Raw genomic sequence first — 19,873 nt, 5'->3', positions numbered from 1 at the left:
TGACCAGCTGTTTTACCGCAACCCGAAGGTGCCCCTGGAGGGACTCGAACCCCCAACCGTTTCCTTAGGACGGAACTGCTCTTCCATTGAGCTACAGAGGCTGGCCGAGCCAGTCTATCGAAGCGTCAGCCGGCGAGTTGCAGCTCGTGCCGCCGCCAGGGCTCGGTGTACTCGTTCCAGCTGGGGTCGTCCCAGCGCATGCTGATCAGGCTGGCCATGTTCAGGTGCGGCTCCTTCAGCTCGAAGGGCAGCTTCCAGCCGAGGTCGGCGAGCAGGCGGTCCGACTTCACGTTGTTGCAGCGGAAGCAGGCGATGACCACGTTGTCCCAGGTGTGCGTGCCGCCGCGGGCGCGCGGGATGACGTGGTCGAGTGTGTCGCCGAACTTGCCGCAGTAGGCGCACACGTGGCCGTAGCGTTCGAGGGCGGACTTGCGGGTGAGCGGGATGCGGCGGTGCGGCACGCGGATGTACTGGTTCAAGAGAACGACGCTCGGCGCATCCAGCACCAGCGAACGGCTGTGCAGCTGCGCACCGCTCCCCGCGATGGTGGACGCTTTGCCGGCGAGCACGAGCATGACGGCTCTTCGCGTGGCGATCACGCCGAGTGGCTCGTAGCTGGCGTTCAGAACCAGGGTCTTCATCTGCGACCTTCCCGAAAAGCGTTAGAACGGGTGTTCAGGCAAACAAAAAGGGCACTGTCCGTGCGGACAGCGCCCAAGGTGGCGACGGCATGGTGGTGGCAGGCCACATGGAGGCGGTGGCAGGCCTCGAAGTGGTGGCGACAGGCGAGGAATTCCAGGCCGCGCTCGTCCCAACCGGTCGCCCTCAGCGACCCGGCGGAACGTGTTCCAGCCATCGGATCCTCCGATTCTGCGACTGCGATACGCAGCGTCAGAACGCCAGGGTAACCCAGAAACGGCGCGCCTCCAATTCGGGGCGCGCCGTTCCGGTGCTGTGGTGCAGAGAGTTAACCGACCGGAAACCGGAAGGTCGGGTGGAGCCGTGAGCTCAGATGCCGAGCCGGACGATGTAGTAGTCGCTGGTCCAGATCGGGCGGATGGAGATGGAGCGGCCGGAATCGGGCGCATCCATGATGTTGCCGTTGCCGGCGTAGAAGCCGTCGTGACCGGGCATGATGACGATGTCACCGGGCTGCGCGTCGGCGATCGAGATGCGCTTGCCCAGAGCCGCCTGGCCGGAGACGGAGTGCGGGAGGCTGATGCCGAACTGCGCGTAGACGTACATGACGTAGCCGGAGCAGTCGAAGCCCGCGGGGCTCGCCCCGCCGTAGACGTACGGGGTGCCGATGTACTGCTGCGCGACCGAGAACACCTGCGCGAGGCTGAAGCTCGGGTAGGGCGGGTTGGCCAGGAAGTCGGAGACCGACGGGCCGCTGCTCGAACGGCTCGCGTACGAGGTCAGCTGGATGGCGGCCTGGCGGCGGGCGGCCTCAGCGGCGGCGGCAGCAGCAGCTGCGGCCTTCTGGGCGCTGAGCTGCTCCTCGGTGGTGGCGGATGCGGCGTCACGGTTGACCGCTGCCGACGTGACTCCACCGACCTCGACCGTCTGCGACTGCGCCTTCTTCATGGCGTCCGCCGCGCTCGGGCCGAAGGCGGCGCTGTCGGTGCCGTTCGGATTGAACGCGAAGGCGGGGAGCGACATGGTGGCGACGAGTCCGGCGGCGACGGTGATGACGCCGGCGTTCAGGATCCACCCGCCCTTGCGCTTCTTCTTCGGCTGCTGGGCCGCCGAAGATCCGGTCACCGGAGACGCGCTCCGAGCCGGCGACGCTGCCGGGCGTGACGATGCGACGGTCCCGCGGGTCGCGCGCTGGTCGCGACGGGAGACGGTCGATGAAAGGCTCTTGTTCGGGTTCGGGCGGTCCTCGTCGGGACCGGGCGTGCTCGACTGTGCCAAGTGTGACCTCCAGCGCTCCGGCAGCACTAGGGATGCTGCCCCCGTCCCAAGCTGGGTGGCTTCGGCTTCACGGATCACGAGACGGGTCTTAGGGGGGTGGAGCGTCGCGATCCGGGGTTCTGTCGGGCCGGCTTCTGGCCCGTTCGAACTCGTACGAGACTACGGGACGAGGTGCCGTTTGTCACATCTTTTCGGACACTTTTTAACGAATCGGTAACGGGATTCAGGCGTCGACGAATATGTGCGCCGCAAGTTCGTTGGGCAGTTCGAGCCCGGCCTCGAAGCCGTCGATCTGCACGACGACGTACGAACCGGCCGGAGAGAAAGTGCCGGTGGAGCCCGGAATCACGCCGGCCTGCTTGAGCTGGAGCAGGAGTTCGGGGTCGACCTGCGCGGGCTCGCCCAGGCGGCGGATCCGCGCCGTGACGCCGGAATCGCGGCCGCGGACGACGTCGACGAGGTTGACGAGGCTCTCAGTGGATGCGGAGGTAGCGGCGCCGCCCAGCTCCCCCAGGCCCGGGATCGGGTTGCCGTACGGCGACTCCGTCGGGTGGCCCAGCATGGTCAGCAGCTTGCGCTCGACCTGCTCGCTCATCACGTGCTCCCACCGGCAGGCCTCTTCGTGGACGTACTCCCACTCGAGCTCGATGACATCGCTCAGGAGGCGCTCGGCCAGCCGGTGCTTGCGCATCACGTTGACGGCCTTGCGACGGCCCTCGTCGGTCAGCTCCAGGTGGCGGTCACCGGACACGACCACGAGGCCGTCGCGCTCCATGCGGCCGACGGTCTGCGAGACGGTCGGACCGGAATGCCCGAGGCGCTCGGAGATGCGCGCGCGCAGGGGGACGATGTTGTCCTCCTCCAGCTCCAGGATGGTGCGAAGGTACATCTCGGTCGTATCGATCAGATCGGTCACATTGCCCCTCAGAAAAGACGGCCCCTCCACAAGACGGCACGCGCATGCCGGACATCAGCCTACTTGGTGCGGATGACAGCGACGCTCAGGCCGGAACGGTGGGTGACTGCCCGCCGTCCTGGGTATGCAACAGCCAATACACTTCAGTTATGCCGGATGTCACGATCCCCTCTGACCTGCTGCCCGCCGACGGCCGATTCGGATGCGGACCCTCCAAGGTCCGCCCGGAGCAGGTCGCCTACCTGGCCGGCGCCGGTGCGGAGCTGCTCGGCACCTCCCATCGCCAGGCTCCGGTCAAGAACCTGGTGGGCCGCGTGCGCGAGGGACTCGGCGAACTGTTCCGCCTGCCCGAGGGCTACGAGGTCGTCATCGGCAACGGCGGTTCGACGGCGTTCTGGGACGCGGCCGCCTTCGGCCTCATCGAGAAGCGCAGCGAGAACCTCGTCTTCGGCGAGTTCGGCGGCAAGTTCGCCAAGGCCGCGAAGACCCCGTGGCTGGATGCGCCGCACGTGATCGAGGCGCCGGGCGGCTCCCGCAGCGAGGTCGAGGTCGTGGAGGGCGTGGATGTGTACGCCTGGCCGCACAACGAGACCTCGACCGGCGTGATGGCTCCGGTCCGCCGCGTCCACGGCGATGAGCGCGCGCTGACGGTGATCGACGCGACCAGCGCCTCCGGCGGCGTCGACCTCGATGTCAGCGAGTCGGACGTCTACTACTTCGCGCCGCAGAAGAACTTCGCCTCCGACGGCGGCCTGTGGCTCGCACTGTTCTCCCCCGCCGCCCTGGACCGCGTGGAGCGCATCGCGGCGAGCGACCGCTACATCCCCGAGTTCCTCAGCTTGAAGAACGCGGTCGACAACTCGCGCCTCAACCAGACGCTGAACACGCCCGCGATCGCGACCCTCCTGCTGCTCGAGAACCAGGTCGAGTGGATGAACGGCAACGGCGGTCTCGCCTGGGCCGACGCGCGCACCCGCGAGTCGTCGGGGGCGCTGTACGAGTGGGCCGAGCGCGTCGACTACGCGACGTCGTTCGTCGCCGACCCGGCGCACCGCTCGCAGGTCGTCGTCACGATCGACTTCGACGACGCGATCGACGCGGCGGCCGTCGCCAAGACGCTGCGCGCCAACGGAATCGTCGACACCGAGCCATACCGCAAGCTCGGCCGCAACCAGCTGCGGGTCGCGACGTTCACCGCCATCGAGCCGGCGGATGTGCGGGCCCTTATCGGCTGCATCGAGTACGTGGTCGAGCGGCTGGGCTGACCCGAGCGATGCGCCTCTGGCTCCGCGACGACGAACGTCGGCCCGACCCGGTCCCCGTGAATACGGATGATCGGCGGGCCGTGCTCGTCGGGCTAGCGCTGTGGGTGGTCGCCCTCGTCGTCGCGCTGATCGTGGGCGCCGGAACCGGCACCTGGCTCTGGACGATCGTCGTCGGCATCGCCCTGGGGCTGCTCGGACTCGGCTACCTCACCGTCACCCGCCGGCGCTGACGCGAGGGCGGCGACGAGCTCGTCGTCGTCGGTGTCGTCGGTGTCGTCGGCTTCGTCGTCGTCGGCTTCGTCGGCCGGGTCGGCGAGTGCTGCTGCCTCCTCGGCCTCCAGATCGAGATCGGTGTCGATGTCGGTCTCCTCGTCGAAGTCGACATCCACATCCACGCTGTCGATGTCGACGCCGTCGAGGTCGTCGTCATCGTGCAGGTCGTGCACGTCGCGATCGTCCTCGTCGTCCGAGTCGTCGTCATCCTCGTCGTCCGAGTCGTCGTCGTCCAGCTCGTCGTCGTCGTCGGACTCATCGTCGGACTCGTCGTCCTCGTCCTCGTCCGACTCCTCGTCGTTCGCGGCGAGCGCGCGCTGGGCGGCCTGGTAGTCCGCGAGACGCTCCGACCACGGCACCCAGTCGGGCGCGAGGAGGGCGCCGTCACCGGGCATGAGTTCGGCTTCGAGCACCGTCGGCTCGCCATCCTCGGTGCGGCCGAGGGTGACGGTCCAGCGCCAGCCGGGGTAGCCGGACATTCGCGCCGCGAACAGCAGGGAGAGCGCGTGCGGTCCCTCGACGATGTGGCCGAGCGGCTCGCCGATGGTGTCCTCGGGGGTGATCTCCGCCAGCGCGCTCAGCGCGAGCGGGACGGCGGCGAGGAGTGCCTCGTCGGCGACGGCCTCGACCGCAACCTCGTCCTCGACCGAAACCTCAGCCTCCACCGCAGCCTCGTCGGCGACAGCCTCAGCCTCCACCCCGACAGCACCCTCGGGCGCGTCGAGGTCGCGTTCGTCGCCCAGCTCAGGCATCCAGGTCGTCCGCGACCTTGCGCAGCACGGCGGCGATCTTCGCGCCGTGCGCCTTGTCGGGGTACTTGCCGCGGCGCAGGTTGCCGCCGATGCCGTCGAGGAGTTTCACGAGGTCTTCGACGATGATCGCCATGTCGTCGGCGGACTTCCGCTTCAGCTTCGTGAGGCTCGGAGGAGCCTCCAGCACCCGGACTGAGAGCGCCTGTGCGCCGCGCTTGCCGTCGGCGATGCCGAACTCGAGGCGCGTTCCCGCCTTCACGACGGCGCCGGCGGGGAGCGCCGAAGCGTGCAGGAAGACTTCCTGGCCGTCATCGGAGCTGATGAAGCCGAAGCCTTTCTCGTCGTCGTAGAACTTGACCTTGCCGGTTGGCATGGGAACCTCAATTCACATGGGGGATCAGATGACCGAACTCAATTATCCTTGATTTCGTGACCCAGCAGACCCCACCGCCGGCATCCCGGCCCCAGCGCATCCTCGCGTACATCATCGCCGCGCTCGTTATCGTGTCCCTGGTCTGCGTCGCAGCCATCCTGATCGGGACGGCCGCCGGGCAGTTCGCGGAGCAGGGATCGGGTCAGGGCCTGTGGCCGACCGTGTTCCTCTTCCCCTACGCGGCACTGCCGATCGCCTTCATCCTGATCATCGTGCTGATCATCGTGAGCGCACGACGCAACCGGGCGGCGAACCGCGCGGCCGCCGCCCCGAACACCCCGAAGGGCCGGCGCCAGGCCTGACGGCCGGCGGCACGGGATGACGACAACACTCGCTCTCGCAGCGCAGCTGCGGGGGCTGGACGACGCGGTGCTCGCGTCGCTGCTGCATGGCAGGACCTACCGGCGAACGGGTGTGGCCGACTTCTTCGACCTCGCCGACGCCCTCCTCGACGCCGACTCGCTGCAGCGGGAGCTGGCGCCGCTGGACCGCATCCACCTCGCCGCCCTCGTCGTGCTGGCCCGCGCGGCGACCCCGCTGACGGTTGACGAGGTCACCGCGCTGCTCGCCGCGGAGCCCGCCACCGCCGGAGTCGCCCGGGATGCGGTGGCGGCGGCTCTGGACGACCTGACGGCCGTCTTGCTCGCCGAACCGGCCGAAGGGCCCGCGTTCGCGGTCTACGACGCCGTGACCGCGCAGCTCGCCGCGTGGCCCGCGCAGCGACTTCCGTCGACGGACGACCTTCTGCACACCCCGCCACCACCGGCCCTCGCGCCGGTGCCGGACACCGAGCGCCGGTTCACCGACCGGCTCGCGGCCGAGCGCGCGTTCGAATCGGTCGCGGCCGTCTCCGAGCTGCTCGCCGAGCTCGGGCGCGAGGGCGCCCGCCGCCTCCAGAAGGGCGGACTCGCGCTGCCCGCGGTGAAGCGGCTCGCCGAGGCGCTCTCGATGGACGCCGACCTCGTTCCCGTCGCGCTCTCGGCCGCAGAGCGGGCGGGCCTGGTGGCGGTCGCCGACGGGATGTGGCTCCCGACCGATGACGCCGCGGCGTGGTCGCACTCCCCCAGCGCCGAACGCTGGCGCGTGCTCGCGGCGGCGTGGCTGGAGGCGCTCCCGGGCGACATCCACACCCTCCTGGCGCTGCGGAGCCGGGCCGCGTGGGGCGACAGCCTGCGCGAGCACGTCGCGTGGCTGTATCCCGCCTCCGTCGACGAGGCGCAGCGGCGGGTGGATGCGCACACCCGGCTGGCCGAGTGGCTCGGCGTGACGGCTCACCAGGCGCCGAGTACCGCCGGTGCGGCGCTCGTCGAGGACGGCCCGGATGCGGCGGCGGCCGTCATGGCGGAGCAGTTCCCGGCCGAGGTCGACCGCGTCTACCTGCAGCACGACCTGACCATCGTCTCGCCGGGACCGCTTGCGCCGGAGATCGAGACGCGGCTGCGCGGCATCGCCGAGCTGGAGTCCCGGGCGCTGGCCTCGACGTTCCGCATCTCGGCCGCCTCGGTCGACCGCGCGCTGACCGCGGGAGAGACGGCCGAGGGCATCCGGACATTCCTCAGCACCATCTCGCTCACCGGGCTGCCGCAGCCGGTCGACTACCTGATCGCCGACGCGGCCGAGCGGCACGGGCGCGTCCGCGTCCACGAGGCCGTCGGCGAGGGCGTGCGCTCGGCGGTGCGCTCGGAGGACCCGACGCTCCTCCGCACGATCGCGGTGGACCAGACTCTCGGCTCGCTGCGGCTCACCCCCGGCGGCGACGGGGAGCTGGTGAGCCGGTTCGGGCGGGACGTCGTGTTCTGGGCGCTCAGCGATGCGCGGTATCCGGTCGTCGCTGAGGATGCGGACGGCAACGAGGTGACGCTCCGTCGGCAGCGGGTCGCGCGTCCCGGCGCCGTCGCGGAAGAGGATCGCGACGGGCAGCTGATCGAGCGCCTGCGCCAGGCGGAGGTCGAAGCGGGCGACGACACCGGCGGGCAGTGGCTCGCGCGCCAGCTCGACCTCGCGGTCCGGGCACGGCAGACGATCGTGATCGAAGTGGCGATGCCCGACGGCAGCGTCGTGGACTACCTGCTCGAGCCGACCGGCGTCGGCGGAGGCCGCCTGCGCGGGCGGGACCGGGCGGCGGACATCGAGCGGACGCTCCCGCTCTCGAGCGTGCGCGGGATGCGGCCGGCGCCCTGAGCGTGCGCTGCGTTCGCTCGGCCGTTCGCTCGGGGCGTTCGATCGGGGGCGGCCTCCCGACAGGATGCACAGCGGCAGGGCGTAGGCTGGGCAGCTATGTCTGATGGCCCCCTGATCGTCCAGAGCGATCGCACCGTGCTCCTCGAGGTCGCCCACGCAGAGGCGGAGGACGCACGCCACGATCTCGCGGTGTTCGCCGAGCTGGAGCGCGCGCCCGAGCACATCCACACGTATCGGATCACCCGGCTCGGCCTCTGGAACGCGCGGGCCGCCGGGCACACCGCCGAAGACATGCTCGGGACGCTGGAGCGCTACTCGAAGTTCCCCATCCCGCAGACGGTCACGGTCGACGTATCCGAGACGGTCGCCCGCTACGGCCGCCTGGTCATCGAACGGGACGACGAGGGGACGCTGCTGCTGCGCTCCACCGATCTGGCCGTGCTCACCGAGGTCGCGCACGCCAAGCGCATCTCGCCGCTGCTGCTGGAACGGCGCGACGACGAGACGTTCGTGGTGGAGGCCTGGGCGCGCGGGCAGCTCAAGCAGGAGCTCGTGAAGCTCGGCTGGCCCGCGGAGGACCTGGCGGGCTACACCCCCGGTACCCCGCACGAGATCGGACTGAAGGAGGACGGCTGGGCGCTGCGCGACTACCAGCGCAAGGCGGTCACCAACTTCTTCGACGGCGGATCCGGCGTCGTCGTGCTGCCCTGCGGTGCGGGCAAGACGCTGGTCGGTGCTGGCGCGATGGCCACCGCGAAGACGACCACGCTCATCCTGGTCACCAACACGGTGTCCGCCCGGCAGTGGCGGGACGAGCTGCTCAAGCGCACGACGCTGACCGCGGAGGAGATCGGCGAGTACTCGGGCCAGGTGAAGGAGGTCAAGCCGGTCACCATCGCGACGTACCAGATCCTCACCGCCAAGCGGAAAGGCGAGTACGCGCACCTGGCGCTGCTCGACGCGCTCGACTGGGGGCTCGTGGTCTACGACGAGGTGCACCTGCTCCCGGCGCCGGTGTTCAAGCTGACCGCCGAGCTGCAGGCGCGCCGCCGGCTCGGCCTCACGGCGACACTGGTGCGGGAGGACGGCCGCGAGGGCGATGTCTTCAGCCTCATCGGCCCCAAGCGCTTCGACGCGCCGTGGAAGGAGATCGAGGCGCAGGGCTTCATCTCCCCCGCCGCCTGCTACGAGGTGCGTGTCGACCTGCCCCCGTCGGAACGGCTGAGCTACGCGGCCGCGCCGGACGACGAGCGCTACCGCCTGGCCGCCACCGCCCCGGCCAAGCTGGACATCGTGCAGCAGCTGGTCGCGCGGCACGAGGGCGAACGCATCCTGGTCATCGGGCAGTACCTGGACCAGATCGAGGAGCTGGCGACGGCGCTCGACGCGCCGCAGCTGACCGGTGCGACCCCGGTGGACGAGCGCGAGCGGCTGTACCAGGAGTTCCGGGACGGCCGCACGAAACTGCTCGTGGTCAGCAAGGTCGCGAACTTCTCGGTCGACCTGCCGGAGGCGACGGTCGCCATCCAAGTGTCGGGCTCGTACGGAAGCCGGCAGGAGGAGGCACAGCGTCTCGGACGGCTGCTGCGTCCGAAGGAGTCGGGACTGTCGGCGAACTTCTACACGCTCGTCGCGCGCGACACGGTGGACCAGGACTTCGCGCAGAACCGGCAGCGGTTCCTCGCGGAGCAGGGCTACTCGTACACGATCCTCGACGCGCACGCCCTCGAGGCCGCGTAGCGCGCCGCGCCGTAGCGCGCCGCGCCGCGTCGCGCGCCGCGCGTCGCGATTCGTCACGAATCGTCGCGGCGGCGATGACCTCCCCTACGATTTGCGCCAAATCGCGGTTTTGCCGCCTCGATCACCACCTTTTGGCGCAAATCGTGGAGTGGCGTCGCCGACCGCCGGTGACGATTTGCGCCAAATCGCGGGATTGCCGCTTCGATAACCGCGATTTGGCGCAAATCTCGGCGGGACGGCAGCGGGTCACGCGAGGAGGCGGGCGACGGTGGCGCGGGCCTCCGCGTCGGCGGGGCGGTCGCGCAGGGTGATCGCGGCCTTCCAGAGCGCCCAGCCGCGTGCCCGCGACCAGGTCGCGTCGTCGAGGCCGACGGTGCGGCGGAATGCGTCCCGTGCGGCGCCCTCGAACATCGTCCACGCGGGCACGAGGTCGCAGGCCGGGTCGCCGACGCCGGAGGTCCCGAAGTCGATCACCGCGGACAGCGCGCCGGAGTCATCCACCAGCAGGTTGCCGGGCGCGACATCTCCCTGGAACCACACCGGCGGACCCTCCCAGCGCGATGCCGTCGCCTCCGCCCACAGGGCGCGCGCACGGTCGGCGTCGGCACCCAGCACCGGGAACGCCGCGAGCGCCTCCTCGCCGTAGACGTCCGGCGGAGCGCCGCGGAAGAAGTTGTGCGTGCCGGGTCCGGGCGCACCCTCGGCGGGAGCAGCCCGCAGCGCCACCAGGAACCGCCCGATCGCCTCGGCGAGCGCCGCATCCCGCGACACGTCGCCCAGAAGCACCACCGGCCGGCCGGGCAGCCACCGGTACACCGACCACGGGAACGGGAATCCCTGACCCGGCGATCCCTGGGCCACCGGCTGCGGGATGGGCAGCGGCAGCAGCGGCGCGAGTCGCGGTAGCCACGTGTGCTCCTTGGCGACCTGCTCGACGTAGCCCGCCGCGCTCGGCAGGCGCACGCTGAGCTCGTCCCCGAGCCGGAACGTGCGGTTGTCCCAGCCGTCGTGCTGCACCGGGTGGATGGGCAGCTCCCGCCACTCGGGGAACTGCGCGTCGATGAGCCGGCGGACCAGCGCCGCGTCGATCCGCGGCCGGACCTCGGCCTCCCCGACCTCCCCGTCAGGCCCGGACATACCGCAGCAGCAGCGTGTCGTCCCCCGCCAGCGTGTGCGCCAGCCGCATCCGCGGCGGAACGATCGGCGCGGCGCCCGTCGCGATCCGCGGCGACGTCCCGCCCTCCAGCCGCGGGCTGACGGTCAGGCAGAGCTCGTCCACCGCGCGGGCGGCGATCAGGTCGGCGAACAGGTGCGGACCTCCCTCGCAGTGGATGCGCGTCAACCCCCGGTCGTGCAGCACCGCCAGTCCGCGCTCGGCGACCACCCGGTCCCGCCCGCACACGATGACGTCCGCAACCTCGCCCAGCGCCTCCCGCGCCTCCGGCCGCGACAGCTCCGTGGTGAGCACGATGGGCCGCTCCGGCGCGTCCTGGAAGATCGAACTGCGCGGGTCGAGGTCGAGCCCCGCCGACACGATCGCGAAGACCGGATGCGCGGTCATCCCGGCCCCGCTGCGCACCCGCGACGACACCGCGTCGACCCGCATCGCGCCGTATCCCTCGGCGCGGACGGTTCCGGCCCCGACGAGCACCACATCGCACAGGCGGCGCAGGATGTCGAACACCCGCGCATCCACGTCGTTCGACAGCCCGCCGGACAGCCCCTGATGCGTCGCGGCGCCGTCGACGCTGCTGACGAAGTTGACGCGGAGCCACGGGTCGCCCGCATCCTGCAGGTAGAGCGCGGTGATGTCGTCGTCGGTCAGCGCCGTCTGCGAAGGCAGGGGCGAGAGGCGGTGGATGGCCGGCTGCTGCGACCGGTCGGGATCAGTCATTCTGCTCTCCCATGTTGTGCTTGAGGTAGGCGGGCGCACGCAGGCCGAGCACGGCCTCCGTCATCCGGATGGCCGCGACGGACGCGCGCACGTCGTGCATCCGGACGATGCGGGCCCCGCTCATCACGCTGATCACGGCGGCGGCGAGCGAACCCTCCAACCGCTCGCTGCGTGGCGCGTCCAGGGTCTCGCCGATGAAGTCCTTGTTCGAGACGGCTGCGAGCGTCGGGAAGCCGAGGTCGGCGATCTCGCTCAGCCGGCGCGTCAGCTCCAGCGAGTGCAGCGTGTTCTTGTTGAGGTCGTGGCCGGGGTCGACGATGATCCGCTCCTCGGGGACGCCCGCGGCGAGCGCGCGCTCGACACGGTCGCTCAGGAACGCGGACACCTCCGCGACCACGTCACCGTACTGGGGCCGAGGGAACGGACGCCGTGGCTCCGCCAGGCTGTGCGTGATGACGAGGGTCGCCTCGCTCGCGGCGACGGCGGGCGCCAGTTCCGGGTCGCGCAGCCCGGTCGTGTCGTTGATGACCGTTGCGCCTGCGGCGATGGCGCGCCGGGCGACCTCCGCGTGGAAGGTGTCCACCGAAATCACCACATCCGACCCGGCCCGCAGCGCCTCCACCACCGGCACGACGCGCTCCACCTCCTCCTCGACGGGCACGGGCTCGCCGGGCGCGAAGGGTGCACCGCCGATGTCGACCCAGTCGGCCCCGAGCGCGACGGCTTCGAAGCAGGCGTCGACCGCGCGGTCGAAGGCGTAGGTGCGGCCCTGGTCGTAGAACGAGTCGGGCGTGCGATTCACGACCGCCATTACCGCCACCTGGCGGGAGAAGTCGAAGGTGCGCGCGCCGATCTGCCGAACCGGGATGCGCAGCGGCGGGAGGTAGGGCGTGTGCGGCGAGCGCAGCGAGCGCGACTCAGGTCCGCCCGTCCGGCCCGCGTCAGACATCGGCAAGGGCGACGCCCGTGTCGGCGAGACGGTCCGCATCCACTCGTTCCCCCGACCGGATGAGGCGCTGGATGTCGTCCTGCACGTCCCAGACGTTCACGTTCATCCCCGCGACGACCCGGTCGTTCCGCAGCCAGAACGCGATGAACTCCCGCGCCCCGACGTCGCCGCGATAGACCACCCGGGCGCCGGCGGCGAGGGGCACGTAGCCCGAATACTCCATGCCCAGATCGTATTGGTCGGAGTAGAAGTACGGGATGTCGTCGTACGACGCGCGCTCGCCGAGGATGGCGTGCGCGGCGACCTTGCCGCTCGCGATCGCGTTGGCCCAGTGCTCGCTGCGCAGGTGCCGACCGATCGCGGGGAGGAACGGGTTGGCCACATCCCCGACCGCGTAGACGTCCTCGATGCTCGTACGCATGCCTTTGTCGGTGAGCACGCCGTCGGCGACGCGGGCCCCCGACCGCTCGGCGACGAGCGTGTTCGGGACGGCGCCCACTCCGGCCACCACCACATCCGCCGGGATGCGCTCCCCCGACGCGAGCACGACCACCTGCTCCGTTCCGCCGTCCACCCCGACGACCTTCGCGCCGTTGCGGACCGTGACGCCGTTCTCGATGTGCAGGCGCTCGAACACCGCGCCCAGCTCGCGCCCGACGGCCGAGCTCAGCGGGACTGCCGACCGGCCCAGTACGGTCACGTCGTTGCCGTACCCGCGGGCCGCGGCGGCCACCTCCATCCCGATCCAGCCGGAGCCGACCACGACGACGCGCCGGCCACCGACCTCGAGGGCGGATCGCAGCCAGGCCGAGTCCTCCCGGGTCCGCAACGGGAACACGGCGCCGTGGCCGCTCCCGGGCACGCCGAGTGGACGCGGACTCGCGCCGGTCGCCAGCACCAGACTGTCGTAGGTGATGCGGCCGCCCTCGGAGACGAACAGTTCGTGGGCACCGACCTCGAACGATCCCGCCTCCACACCGGGGACGAACTCCACCGCGTTGTCCGTGTACCACTCGGGGGGATGGACGTCCGACTCCTCGATCGCCGCGTCGCCCTTCAGGAACTCCTTCGACAGCGGCGGGCGGATGTAGGGGCGGTGCTCTTCGAGGCCGAGCATCAGGATGCGGCCGCCGAAGCCGCGCTCGCGGAGCTCGGTCGCGACACTGGCTCCGGCAAGGCCTGCGCCCGCGATGACGACGGTGGGATTCGACATGACTTCAGCATCCACTCTTCACACTGCGGGCGCCAGAGGGGCGCACTCACCGCGCACCGACGGCTCACAGGTAAGAATCAGCTGACGCGCAGATACTGTTGTCCATGAACGCCGGACCACGCATTCTCATCGTCGACGACGAGCCGAACATCCGCGATCTCCTCACCACCAGCCTGCGTTTCGCCGGGTTCGCCGTCCGGGCGGTCGGCAACGGGGCCCAGGCGATCTCCGCGGTCCTCGAAGAGGAGCCCGACCTGATCATCCTCGACGTCATGCTGCCGGACATGAACGGCTTCGGCGTCACCAAGCGGCTCCGCGGCGCCGGATACACCGCGCCGATCCTGTTCCTCACCGCCAAGGACGACACCGAGGACAAGATCACCGGCCTCACGGTCGGCGGCGACGACTACGTCACCAAGCCGTTCAGCCTCGACGAGATCGTCGCCCGCATCAAGGCCATCCTGCGCCGCACGATGCAGGCCGACGAGGATGCGGTCATCCGCGCCGGCGAGCTGACGATGGATCAGGACACGCACGAGGTCTTCGTCGGCGACACCCCGATCGAGCTCAGCCCGACCGAGTTCAAGCTGCTGCGCTACCTCATGCTGAACCCGAACCGCGTGCTGTCGAAGGCGCAGATCCTCGACCACGTCTGGGAGTACGACTTCAACGGCGATGCGGGCATCGTCGAGTCGTACATCTCGTACCTGCGCCGCAAGGTGGATGCGCACTCCAGTGAGCCGCTCATCCAGACCAAGCGCGGGTTCGGGTACATGCTCAAGGCCGCCAAGGTCTGAGATGCTCGGCCGGTCCCGTGCATCCTCGTTTCAGAGGAGCGTCCGGGAATGCACACATGACCGGCACAGCATCCCCTGCATAGACTGACGGCCTGATGCATTCACGCCTGCTCGACCGCTGGAACGCGATCTCCCTCCGCACCAAGATCACGGGCGTGACCGTGCTCATGCTGACGCTGGGGCTGCTCGTGACCGGCATCGGCACGATGTCGATGCTGAAGCCGGTGCTCCTGGATCAGCTGGATGCGCAGCTCTCGGCAGCCTCCGGAGCGTCATACCTGAACACGTACCTGTTCAAGTCGTCCTCCGACGCGGACCAGATCGCCACCGACGCTAGCCCGTCGGACTACTTCGCGGCGCTGTACGACTCCGACGGCAACCTGGTGAAGACGAACTGGACCAACATCCCGTACGCGCACCGCCCGGCGATTCCGGCGACTCTCACCGTGCCGCAGGGCAAGGCGATGCCGGCGGGCGGGTACACCCTCCCGAGCAACGACGGCCGCACGTCGTACCGCGCGCTCACGCAGACGGTGACGTTCGCGGGGCCGTCGGGCGAACTCGGGACGGCCATCGTCGCCACCGCCACCTCGCAGATCGACACGGTGATGGCGAGCTTCCTCGCGATCTTCCTCGGGTTCGGCGTCATCGTCATCATCGTCGGCGCGGGCCTCACCCGGATGCTCGTCACGACCACCTTCTCGCCGCTGCGCGAGGTCGAGCAGACGGCGGCGGCCATCGCTGACGGCGACTTCAGCCAGCGCCTCGGCGGAGCCACCCCGAACACCGAGGTCGGGCGGCTGAACCGCTCCCTCAACACCATGCTGAACCGGATCGACCGCGCCTTCAGCGACCGTGCGCGCACCATCGACCAGATGCGGCGGTTCGTCGGCGACGCCTCGCACGAGCTGCGGACGCCGCTGGTCTCGGTGCGCGGCTACGCCGAGCTGTACCGGATGGGCGCCCTGCAGACTCCCGAAGACGTGGCCCAGGCGATGGACAGGATCGAGAAGGAGGCCATCCGGATGGGGGGCCTCGTCGAGGACCTGCTCGAGCTGGCCCGCCTCGACGAGACCAAGCCGCTGGATCTGCGCCCGGTCGACCTCGTGAAGATCGCGCAGGATGCGGCGATGGATGCGATGGCCGGCTCCCCCGGCCGGGTCGTGAGTGTGCTGACTCCCGACCCCGTCGCCCCCGTCGAGGACGAGATCGTCGAGCCGGGCGTGGACACCGTCCCGATGCCGATGCAGGACGCCGACGGCCGGCCCGCGAACGCGACCGGACCGATCGCCTTCGCCGGATCCGCGCTGGCCCGTCTGCGGCGCGGGCGTGGGCGGCGCGTGACGACCGAGACGCTCCCCGTGATCACCGCCGAGCGGGTCGCGCTGCTGCAGCCCGCGTCGGCCGAGCCGACGATCGTGATGGCGGAGGAGAACAAGCTGCGTCAGGTGATCACCAACCTGATGGGCAACGCGCTCCGCTACACGCCGGAGGGCAGTCCGATCGAGATCGCGGTGCAGATCGACCACCGCACCGAGCGCGCCACCATCGAGGTCAGGGACCACGGCGACGGCATCCCGCCGCAGATCCGCGAGAAGATCTTCCAGCGCTTCTGGCGCGCCGACACCTCCCGCGCCCGCGAGACCGGCGGCAGCGGACTGGGGCTCGCGATCGTGTCCTCGATCGTCGCCGCGCACAACGGCACGGTCGACGTGGTCGACACCGAGGGCGGGGGCGCCACGTTCCGCGTCTCGCTGCCGCTGGCGGCGTCGCCGTCGTCGCCGCAGTCCGCGCAGCCCCTCGCGCGCTGACCCGCTGAGTCCGCCGAGGGACCCGCGGGACCCGCCGAGTTGCGACATCGTGTCGCCACTCGGCGCGGATTCGAGCATCCACTCACCACTCGGCGCCGTTCGGCCGGCAGCGCGCGGTGCGGGAGCGCGCGGTGCGGGACCGTGCGTCGGAGATCGCCGGGCCAGCGTCGGAGATCCGGACGGCCGAGGCCGGAGGTCTCCCACGGACGGCGGTACGTCGGAGACCCTGAGCAGAATCTCCGACGCTGGCTGGATCCCCAGGCGGAGGTCGACCCCCACTCGAACCGCCGAGTTGCGACATCGTGTCGCCACTCGGCGCTGGGTGGAGCATCCACTCACCACTCGGCGGGCTCCGGCAGGGACGAGGCGGGCGCACGCGAAGAGGGCGCCTCCCCGATGGGGAGACGCCCTCTGTGCGATGGAGCCGGGACTTAGAAGTCCATGCCGCCCGTCGGGTCGCCGACCGGAGCCGGGTTCTTCTCGGGCTTGTCGGCGACGACGGCCTCGGTGGTGAGGAACAGGCCCGCGATGGACGCGGCGTTCTGCAGCGCCGAGCGGGTGACCTTCACCGGGTCGTTGATGCCGGCAGCGAGCATGTCGACGTACTCGCCGGTCGCTGCGTTCAGGCCGTGGCCGACGGGGAGGTTGCGCACCTTCTCGACGACGACGCCGGCCTCGAGGCCCGCGTTGATCGCGATCTGCTTCAGCGGAGCCTCGATGGCGACCTTGACGATGTTCGCGCCCGTGGCCTCGTCACCGGTCAGCTGCAGCTTCTCGAACGCGGTCTTGCCGGCCTGGATGAGGGCGACGCCACCACCGGCGACGATGCCCTCCTCGACGGCGGCCTTCGCGTTGCGGACGGCGTCCTCGATGCGGTGCTTGCGCTCCTTGAGCTCGACCTCGGTGGCCGCGCCCGCCTTGATGACGGCGACGCCACCGGCGAGCTTCGCGAGACGCTCCTGGAGCTTCTCACGGTCGTAGTCGCTGTCGGTGTTCTCGATCTCGTTACGGATCTGCTGCACGCGGCCGGCGATGGCCTCGGGGTCGCCCGCGCCCTCGACGATCGTGGTCTCGTCCTTGGTGATGACGACCTTGCGGGCCTGACCGAGCAGGTCGAGGGTGACGTTCTCGAGCTTGAGGCCGACCTCCTCGGAGATGACCTGGCCGCCGGTGAGGATCGCGATGTCCTGGAGCATGGCCTTGCGGCGGTCGCCGAAGCCCGGAGCCTTGACGGCGACGGACTTGAAGATGCCGCGGATCTTGTTGACGATCAGCGTGGCCAGGGCCTCGCCGTCGACGTCCTCAGCGATGATGAGCAGCGGCTTGCCGGCCTGGATCACCTTGTCGACGATCGGCAGCAGGTCCTTGATGTTGCTGATCTTCTGGTTGGCGATGAGGATGTACGCGTCCTCGAACACCGCCTCCTGGCGGTCCTGGTCGGTGACGAAGTACTGCGACAGGAAGCCCTTGTCGAAGCGCATGCCCTCGGTCAGCTCGAGCTCGGTGCCGAAGGTGTTCGACTCCTCGACGGTGACGACGCCCTCCTTGCCGACCTTGTCGATCGCCTCGGCGATGATCTCGCCGATGGTGGTGTCGCCGGCGGAGATGGACGCGGTGGCGGCGATCTCCTCCTTGGTCTCGACCTCCTTGGCGGAGGCGACGAGCTCCTCGGTGACCGCGGCGACGGCCTTCTCGATGCCGCGCTTCAGGGTGATCGGGTCGGCTCCGGCCGCGACGTTGCGCAGGCCTTCCTTGACGAGCGCCTGGGCCAGCACGGTCGCGGTGGTCGTTCCGTCACCCGCGACGTCGTCGGTCTTCTTGGCGACCTCCTTGACGAGCTCCGCGCCGATCTTCTCGTACGGGTCGTCGAGCTCGATCTCCTTGGCGATGGAGACACCGTCGTTCGTGATCGTGGGGGCGCCCCACTTCTTCTCGAGGACGACGTTGCGACCGCGCGGGCCGAGGGTCACCTTGACCGTGTCGGCCAGGGTGTTCAGTCCGCGCTCGAGGCCACGACGGGCATCCTCGTTGAAAGCAATGATCTTTGCCATGTGTTTCTCGTCCCTCCCGGACGTATGCGAAAGATTCCGTATTAGCACTCGATCAGATGGAGTGCTAAAGCGATTCTGGCACTCGTGGCAGTGGAGTGCAAGGCGAGGTCTCCGCGAGCACTCAGGGGAAACGACGAAGCGCCGCCCCCGCGGTTGGGGACGGCGCTTCGCACTCGTGCGCTGAATCGCGTCAGGCGAGTCGTACCGACTCGGCCTGCGGGCCTTTCTGCCCGGAGCCGACCTCGAAGACGACCTGCTGGCCCTCTTCGAGAACCTTGTATCCCGCCATGTCGATCGCGGAGTAGTGAACGAATACGTCCTGTCCCCCACCTTCGACGGTGATGAAGCCGAAGCCCTTCTCAGCGTTGAACCACTTCACGGTTCCGTTCGCCATGCCTTACTCCCATTGCTGTGTCGCTCGCGCGATCCGACGCCGCACGTTGAATCCCGATCCTAATGCTTGCAATACCTGGCTACGCCAGTGATTTCGCCAATCCGTACCGAAATGATTCGAAACAGAAACACCGGCGTAACACAAGGTCAGTCGAGCGCGGAGAGGAAGCGCTGCGGGTCGAGCGTCGTCCGGTGGCCCTCCTTGCTGTCGGCAGGGATACCTCCGACATACAGCCACCCGAGAAGCCGCTCGTTCTTCGCCAGCCCGTGCATCCGGTGCACCGCCTTCGACCGGGTGTGGTGGCCGGTACGCCACATGACACCCCAGCCGGCGTCGTGCAGCAGCAGGCTCAGGATGTGCGCGACGCCCGAGGCGACCGCATCCTGTTCCCAGCCGGGCACCTTCTCGCTCTTCGACCGCACCGACACGATGGCCAGCAAGAGAGAGGAGCGCAGAGGCTTCGCCGCGAGCTTCTCGGCGTCCGGGCCGGTCGCCTTCGCGTCCGCGACGAACGCCTCGCCGAGCCGCTGCCGCGCCGCACCGCGGAGTTCGATGATCCGCCACGGGTGCAGGGCGCTGTGGTCGGCGACGCGGCCGGCGGCGGCCACCAGGGGCAGCAGCTCCTCGTGGCTGGGCGCATCCGGCGTCACCCGCGAGTAGGAGCGGCGCGCGGCCACGCGGCCTGCGAGGTCCGACATCAGGACTCCGGCGTGAAGTTCAGCGAGAGGGAGTTCATGCAATAGCGGTCGCCGGTGGGCGTGCCGAAGCCGTCCGGGAAGACGTGGCCGAGGTGCGAGCCGCAGGTCGCGCAGCGGACCTCCGTGCGCACCATCCCGAGGCTGTCGTCCTCGAGCAGCTGCACCGCCTCCGGCCGCACGGACTCGTAGAAGCTCGGCCAGCCGCATCCGGAGTCGAACTTGGTCCCGGCCTGGAACAGCTCCGCACCGCACGCAGCGCAGGTGTAGAGGCCCGCGCGGCTCTCGTCCAGCAGTTCGCCGGTCCACGGGCGCTCGGTGCCGGCCTGGCGGAGCACCGCGTACTGCTCGGGGCTGAGCTCCTCGCGCCACTCGCTGTCCGTCTTCGAGATCGTGTAGCCGCCCGCGGTGTCGTCCTGTGCCATGCCGTTCCTTTCGTCGTCACCAGACTAAACGCGTCTCGACGCCCCCTGTTCCCGGTCCGCGAACCGCGACCTGCCGGACAGCGTTCGGAAACACACAGGACCGTCGCCCTAGGATGACCAGCGAACGCGGGCGCGTCCGGTACGCCGGTCACCCGCCCGGCATCCGT

The 19,873-nt window shown here is 69.9% G+C and carries 19 protein-coding genes, 1 tRNA gene and 1 pseudogene; 7 read left to right on the top strand and 14 right to left on the bottom strand.

Annotated elements, in window-relative coordinates:
- Window positions 1–29: 29 nt before the first annotated feature.
- From P3F85_RS03525 to P3F85_RS03510, 4 genes are all read right to left on the bottom strand, one after another.
- Window positions 30–101 (bottom strand) — tRNA-Arg (locus P3F85_RS03525).
- A 24-nt stretch (window positions 102–125) separates the two neighbouring features.
- The gene (locus P3F85_RS03520; protein WP_374009873.1) at window positions 126–641 is read right to left on the bottom strand and encodes an HNH endonuclease; all 516 of its coding nucleotides are present in this window, start codon (window positions 639–641) and stop codon (window positions 126–128) included.
- Window positions 642–1,008: 367 nt separating this feature from the next.
- On the bottom strand, window positions 1,009–1,764 hold the full coding sequence (locus P3F85_RS03515) for a C40 family peptidase (protein WP_374009872.1): 756 nt from the start codon (window positions 1,762–1,764) through the stop codon (window positions 1,009–1,011).
- 376 nt (window positions 1,765–2,140) lie between these two features.
- A complete protein-coding gene (locus tag P3F85_RS03510) occupies window positions 2,141–2,833 on the bottom strand; it encodes a metal-dependent transcriptional regulator (protein WP_374009871.1) in 693 nt (230 codons plus the stop codon).
- Window positions 2,834–2,982: 149 nt separating this feature from the next.
- Between P3F85_RS03510 and serC the strand changes: the two genes are divergently transcribed.
- Window positions 2,983–4,098, top strand: coding sequence for a phosphoserine transaminase (gene serC, locus P3F85_RS03505; protein WP_374009870.1), 1,116 nt, complete (start codon window positions 2,983–2,985; stop codon window positions 4,096–4,098).
- 8 nt (window positions 4,099–4,106) lie between these two features.
- Window positions 4,107–4,262 (top strand): annotated as a pseudogene (locus tag P3F85_RS03500) (DUF2530 domain-containing protein); the annotation flags it as partial.
- On the opposite strand, the gene P3F85_RS03495 reads toward P3F85_RS03500, so the two are convergent.
- Both P3F85_RS03495 and P3F85_RS03490 read right to left on the bottom strand, forming a co-directional pair.
- Window positions 4,191–5,123, bottom strand: coding sequence for a DUF3027 domain-containing protein (locus P3F85_RS03495; protein WP_374009869.1), 933 nt, complete (start codon window positions 5,121–5,123; stop codon window positions 4,191–4,193). The pseudogene P3F85_RS03500 and the gene P3F85_RS03495 overlap by 72 nt on opposite strands.
- Window positions 5,116–5,496, bottom strand: a complete 381-nt coding sequence (locus P3F85_RS03490) for a cold-shock protein (protein ID WP_374009868.1) — start codon at window positions 5,494–5,496, stop codon at window positions 5,116–5,118. Before P3F85_RS03490 ends, P3F85_RS03495 begins: the two co-directional genes overlap by 8 nt.
- A gap of 56 nt (window positions 5,497–5,552) precedes the next feature.
- Here P3F85_RS03490 and P3F85_RS03485 point away from each other — a divergent pair, with 56 nt between their 5' ends.
- The 3 genes from P3F85_RS03485 to P3F85_RS03475 all read left to right on the top strand — a co-directional run bounded on the left by P3F85_RS03485 (window position 5,553) and on the right by P3F85_RS03475 (window position 9,477).
- Window positions 5,553–5,858 carry a hypothetical protein gene (locus P3F85_RS03485; protein ID WP_374009867.1) on the top strand — a complete coding sequence of 102 codons (306 nt, stop codon included), beginning with the start codon at window positions 5,553–5,555 and terminating at the stop codon, window positions 5,856–5,858.
- Window positions 5,859–5,874: 16 nt separating this feature from the next.
- Window positions 5,875–7,737, top strand: coding sequence for a helicase-associated domain-containing protein (locus P3F85_RS03480; protein ID WP_374009866.1), 1,863 nt, complete (start codon window positions 5,875–5,877; stop codon window positions 7,735–7,737).
- Between the two features lie 96 nt (window positions 7,738–7,833).
- Window positions 7,834–9,477 carry a DNA repair helicase XPB gene (locus P3F85_RS03475; RefSeq protein ID WP_374009865.1) on the top strand — a complete coding sequence of 548 codons (1,644 nt, stop codon included), beginning with the start codon at window positions 7,834–7,836 and terminating at the stop codon, window positions 9,475–9,477.
- A gap of 246 nt (window positions 9,478–9,723) precedes the next feature.
- Here P3F85_RS03475 and P3F85_RS03470 read toward each other — a convergent pair whose 3' ends face one another.
- The 4 genes from P3F85_RS03470 to P3F85_RS03455 are packed head-to-tail and all read right to left on the bottom strand — an operon-like array spanning window position 9,724 to window position 13,533.
- The gene (locus P3F85_RS03470) at window positions 9,724–10,614 is read right to left on the bottom strand and encodes an aminoglycoside phosphotransferase family protein (RefSeq protein WP_374009864.1); all 891 of its coding nucleotides are present in this window, start codon (window positions 10,612–10,614) and stop codon (window positions 9,724–9,726) included.
- Window positions 10,601–11,371 (bottom strand): pyrimidine reductase family protein, encoded by a 771-nt coding sequence (locus P3F85_RS03465; RefSeq protein WP_374009863.1) that lies wholly within the window; start codon window positions 11,369–11,371, stop codon window positions 10,601–10,603. Before P3F85_RS03465 ends, P3F85_RS03470 begins: the two co-directional genes overlap by 14 nt.
- On the bottom strand, window positions 11,364–12,320 hold the full coding sequence (gene folP / locus P3F85_RS03460; protein WP_374009862.1) for a dihydropteroate synthase: 957 nt from the start codon (window positions 12,318–12,320) through the stop codon (window positions 11,364–11,366). Before folP ends, P3F85_RS03465 begins: the two co-directional genes overlap by 8 nt.
- Window positions 12,313–13,533: an NAD(P)/FAD-dependent oxidoreductase gene (locus tag P3F85_RS03455; protein WP_374009861.1), complete on the bottom strand. Its 1,221-nt coding sequence runs from the start codon at window positions 13,531–13,533 to the stop codon at window positions 12,313–12,315. The genes folP and P3F85_RS03455 overlap by 8 nt, the downstream gene beginning before the upstream one ends.
- Before the next feature lie 104 nt (window positions 13,534–13,637).
- Between P3F85_RS03455 and P3F85_RS03450 the strand changes: the two genes are divergently transcribed.
- On the top strand, window positions 13,638–14,330 hold the full coding sequence (locus P3F85_RS03450; RefSeq protein ID WP_374009860.1) for a response regulator transcription factor: 693 nt from the start codon (window positions 13,638–13,640) through the stop codon (window positions 14,328–14,330).
- A 95-nt stretch (window positions 14,331–14,425) separates the two neighbouring features.
- A complete protein-coding gene (locus tag P3F85_RS03445; protein ID WP_374009859.1) occupies window positions 14,426–16,141 on the top strand; it encodes an ATP-binding protein in 1,716 nt (571 codons plus the stop codon).
- Window positions 16,142–16,572: 431 nt separating this feature from the next.
- On the opposite strand, the gene groL is transcribed toward P3F85_RS03445, so the two are convergent.
- The 4 genes from groL to msrB form a co-directional block, all read right to left on the bottom strand.
- Entirely contained in the window at window positions 16,573–18,192 is a 1,620-nt protein-coding gene (gene groL, locus P3F85_RS03440) for a chaperonin GroEL (protein WP_374009858.1), read from the bottom strand.
- Window positions 18,193–18,382: 190 nt separating this feature from the next.
- Window positions 18,383–18,586 carry a cold-shock protein gene (locus tag P3F85_RS03435; RefSeq protein ID WP_374009857.1) on the bottom strand — a complete coding sequence of 68 codons (204 nt, stop codon included), beginning with the start codon at window positions 18,584–18,586 and terminating at the stop codon, window positions 18,383–18,385.
- 146 nt (window positions 18,587–18,732) lie between these two features.
- Entirely contained in the window at window positions 18,733–19,284 is a 552-nt protein-coding gene (locus P3F85_RS03430) for a nitroreductase family protein (protein ID WP_374009856.1), read from the bottom strand.
- Window positions 19,284–19,706, bottom strand: coding sequence for a peptide-methionine (R)-S-oxide reductase MsrB (gene msrB / locus P3F85_RS03425; RefSeq protein ID WP_374009855.1), 423 nt, complete (start codon window positions 19,704–19,706; stop codon window positions 19,284–19,286). The genes P3F85_RS03430 and msrB overlap by 1 nt, the downstream gene beginning before the upstream one ends.
- Window positions 19,707–19,873 lie beyond the last annotated feature (167 nt).

It is taken from the genome of Leifsonia sp. T36S-04 (assembly GCF_042465655.1).
Lineage (GTDB): Bacteria > Actinomycetota > Actinomycetes > Actinomycetales > Microbacteriaceae > Leifsonia.
The sequence above is the reverse complement of the archived record's forward strand: the minus strand, read 5'-3'. Positions and strand labels throughout refer to the sequence as shown.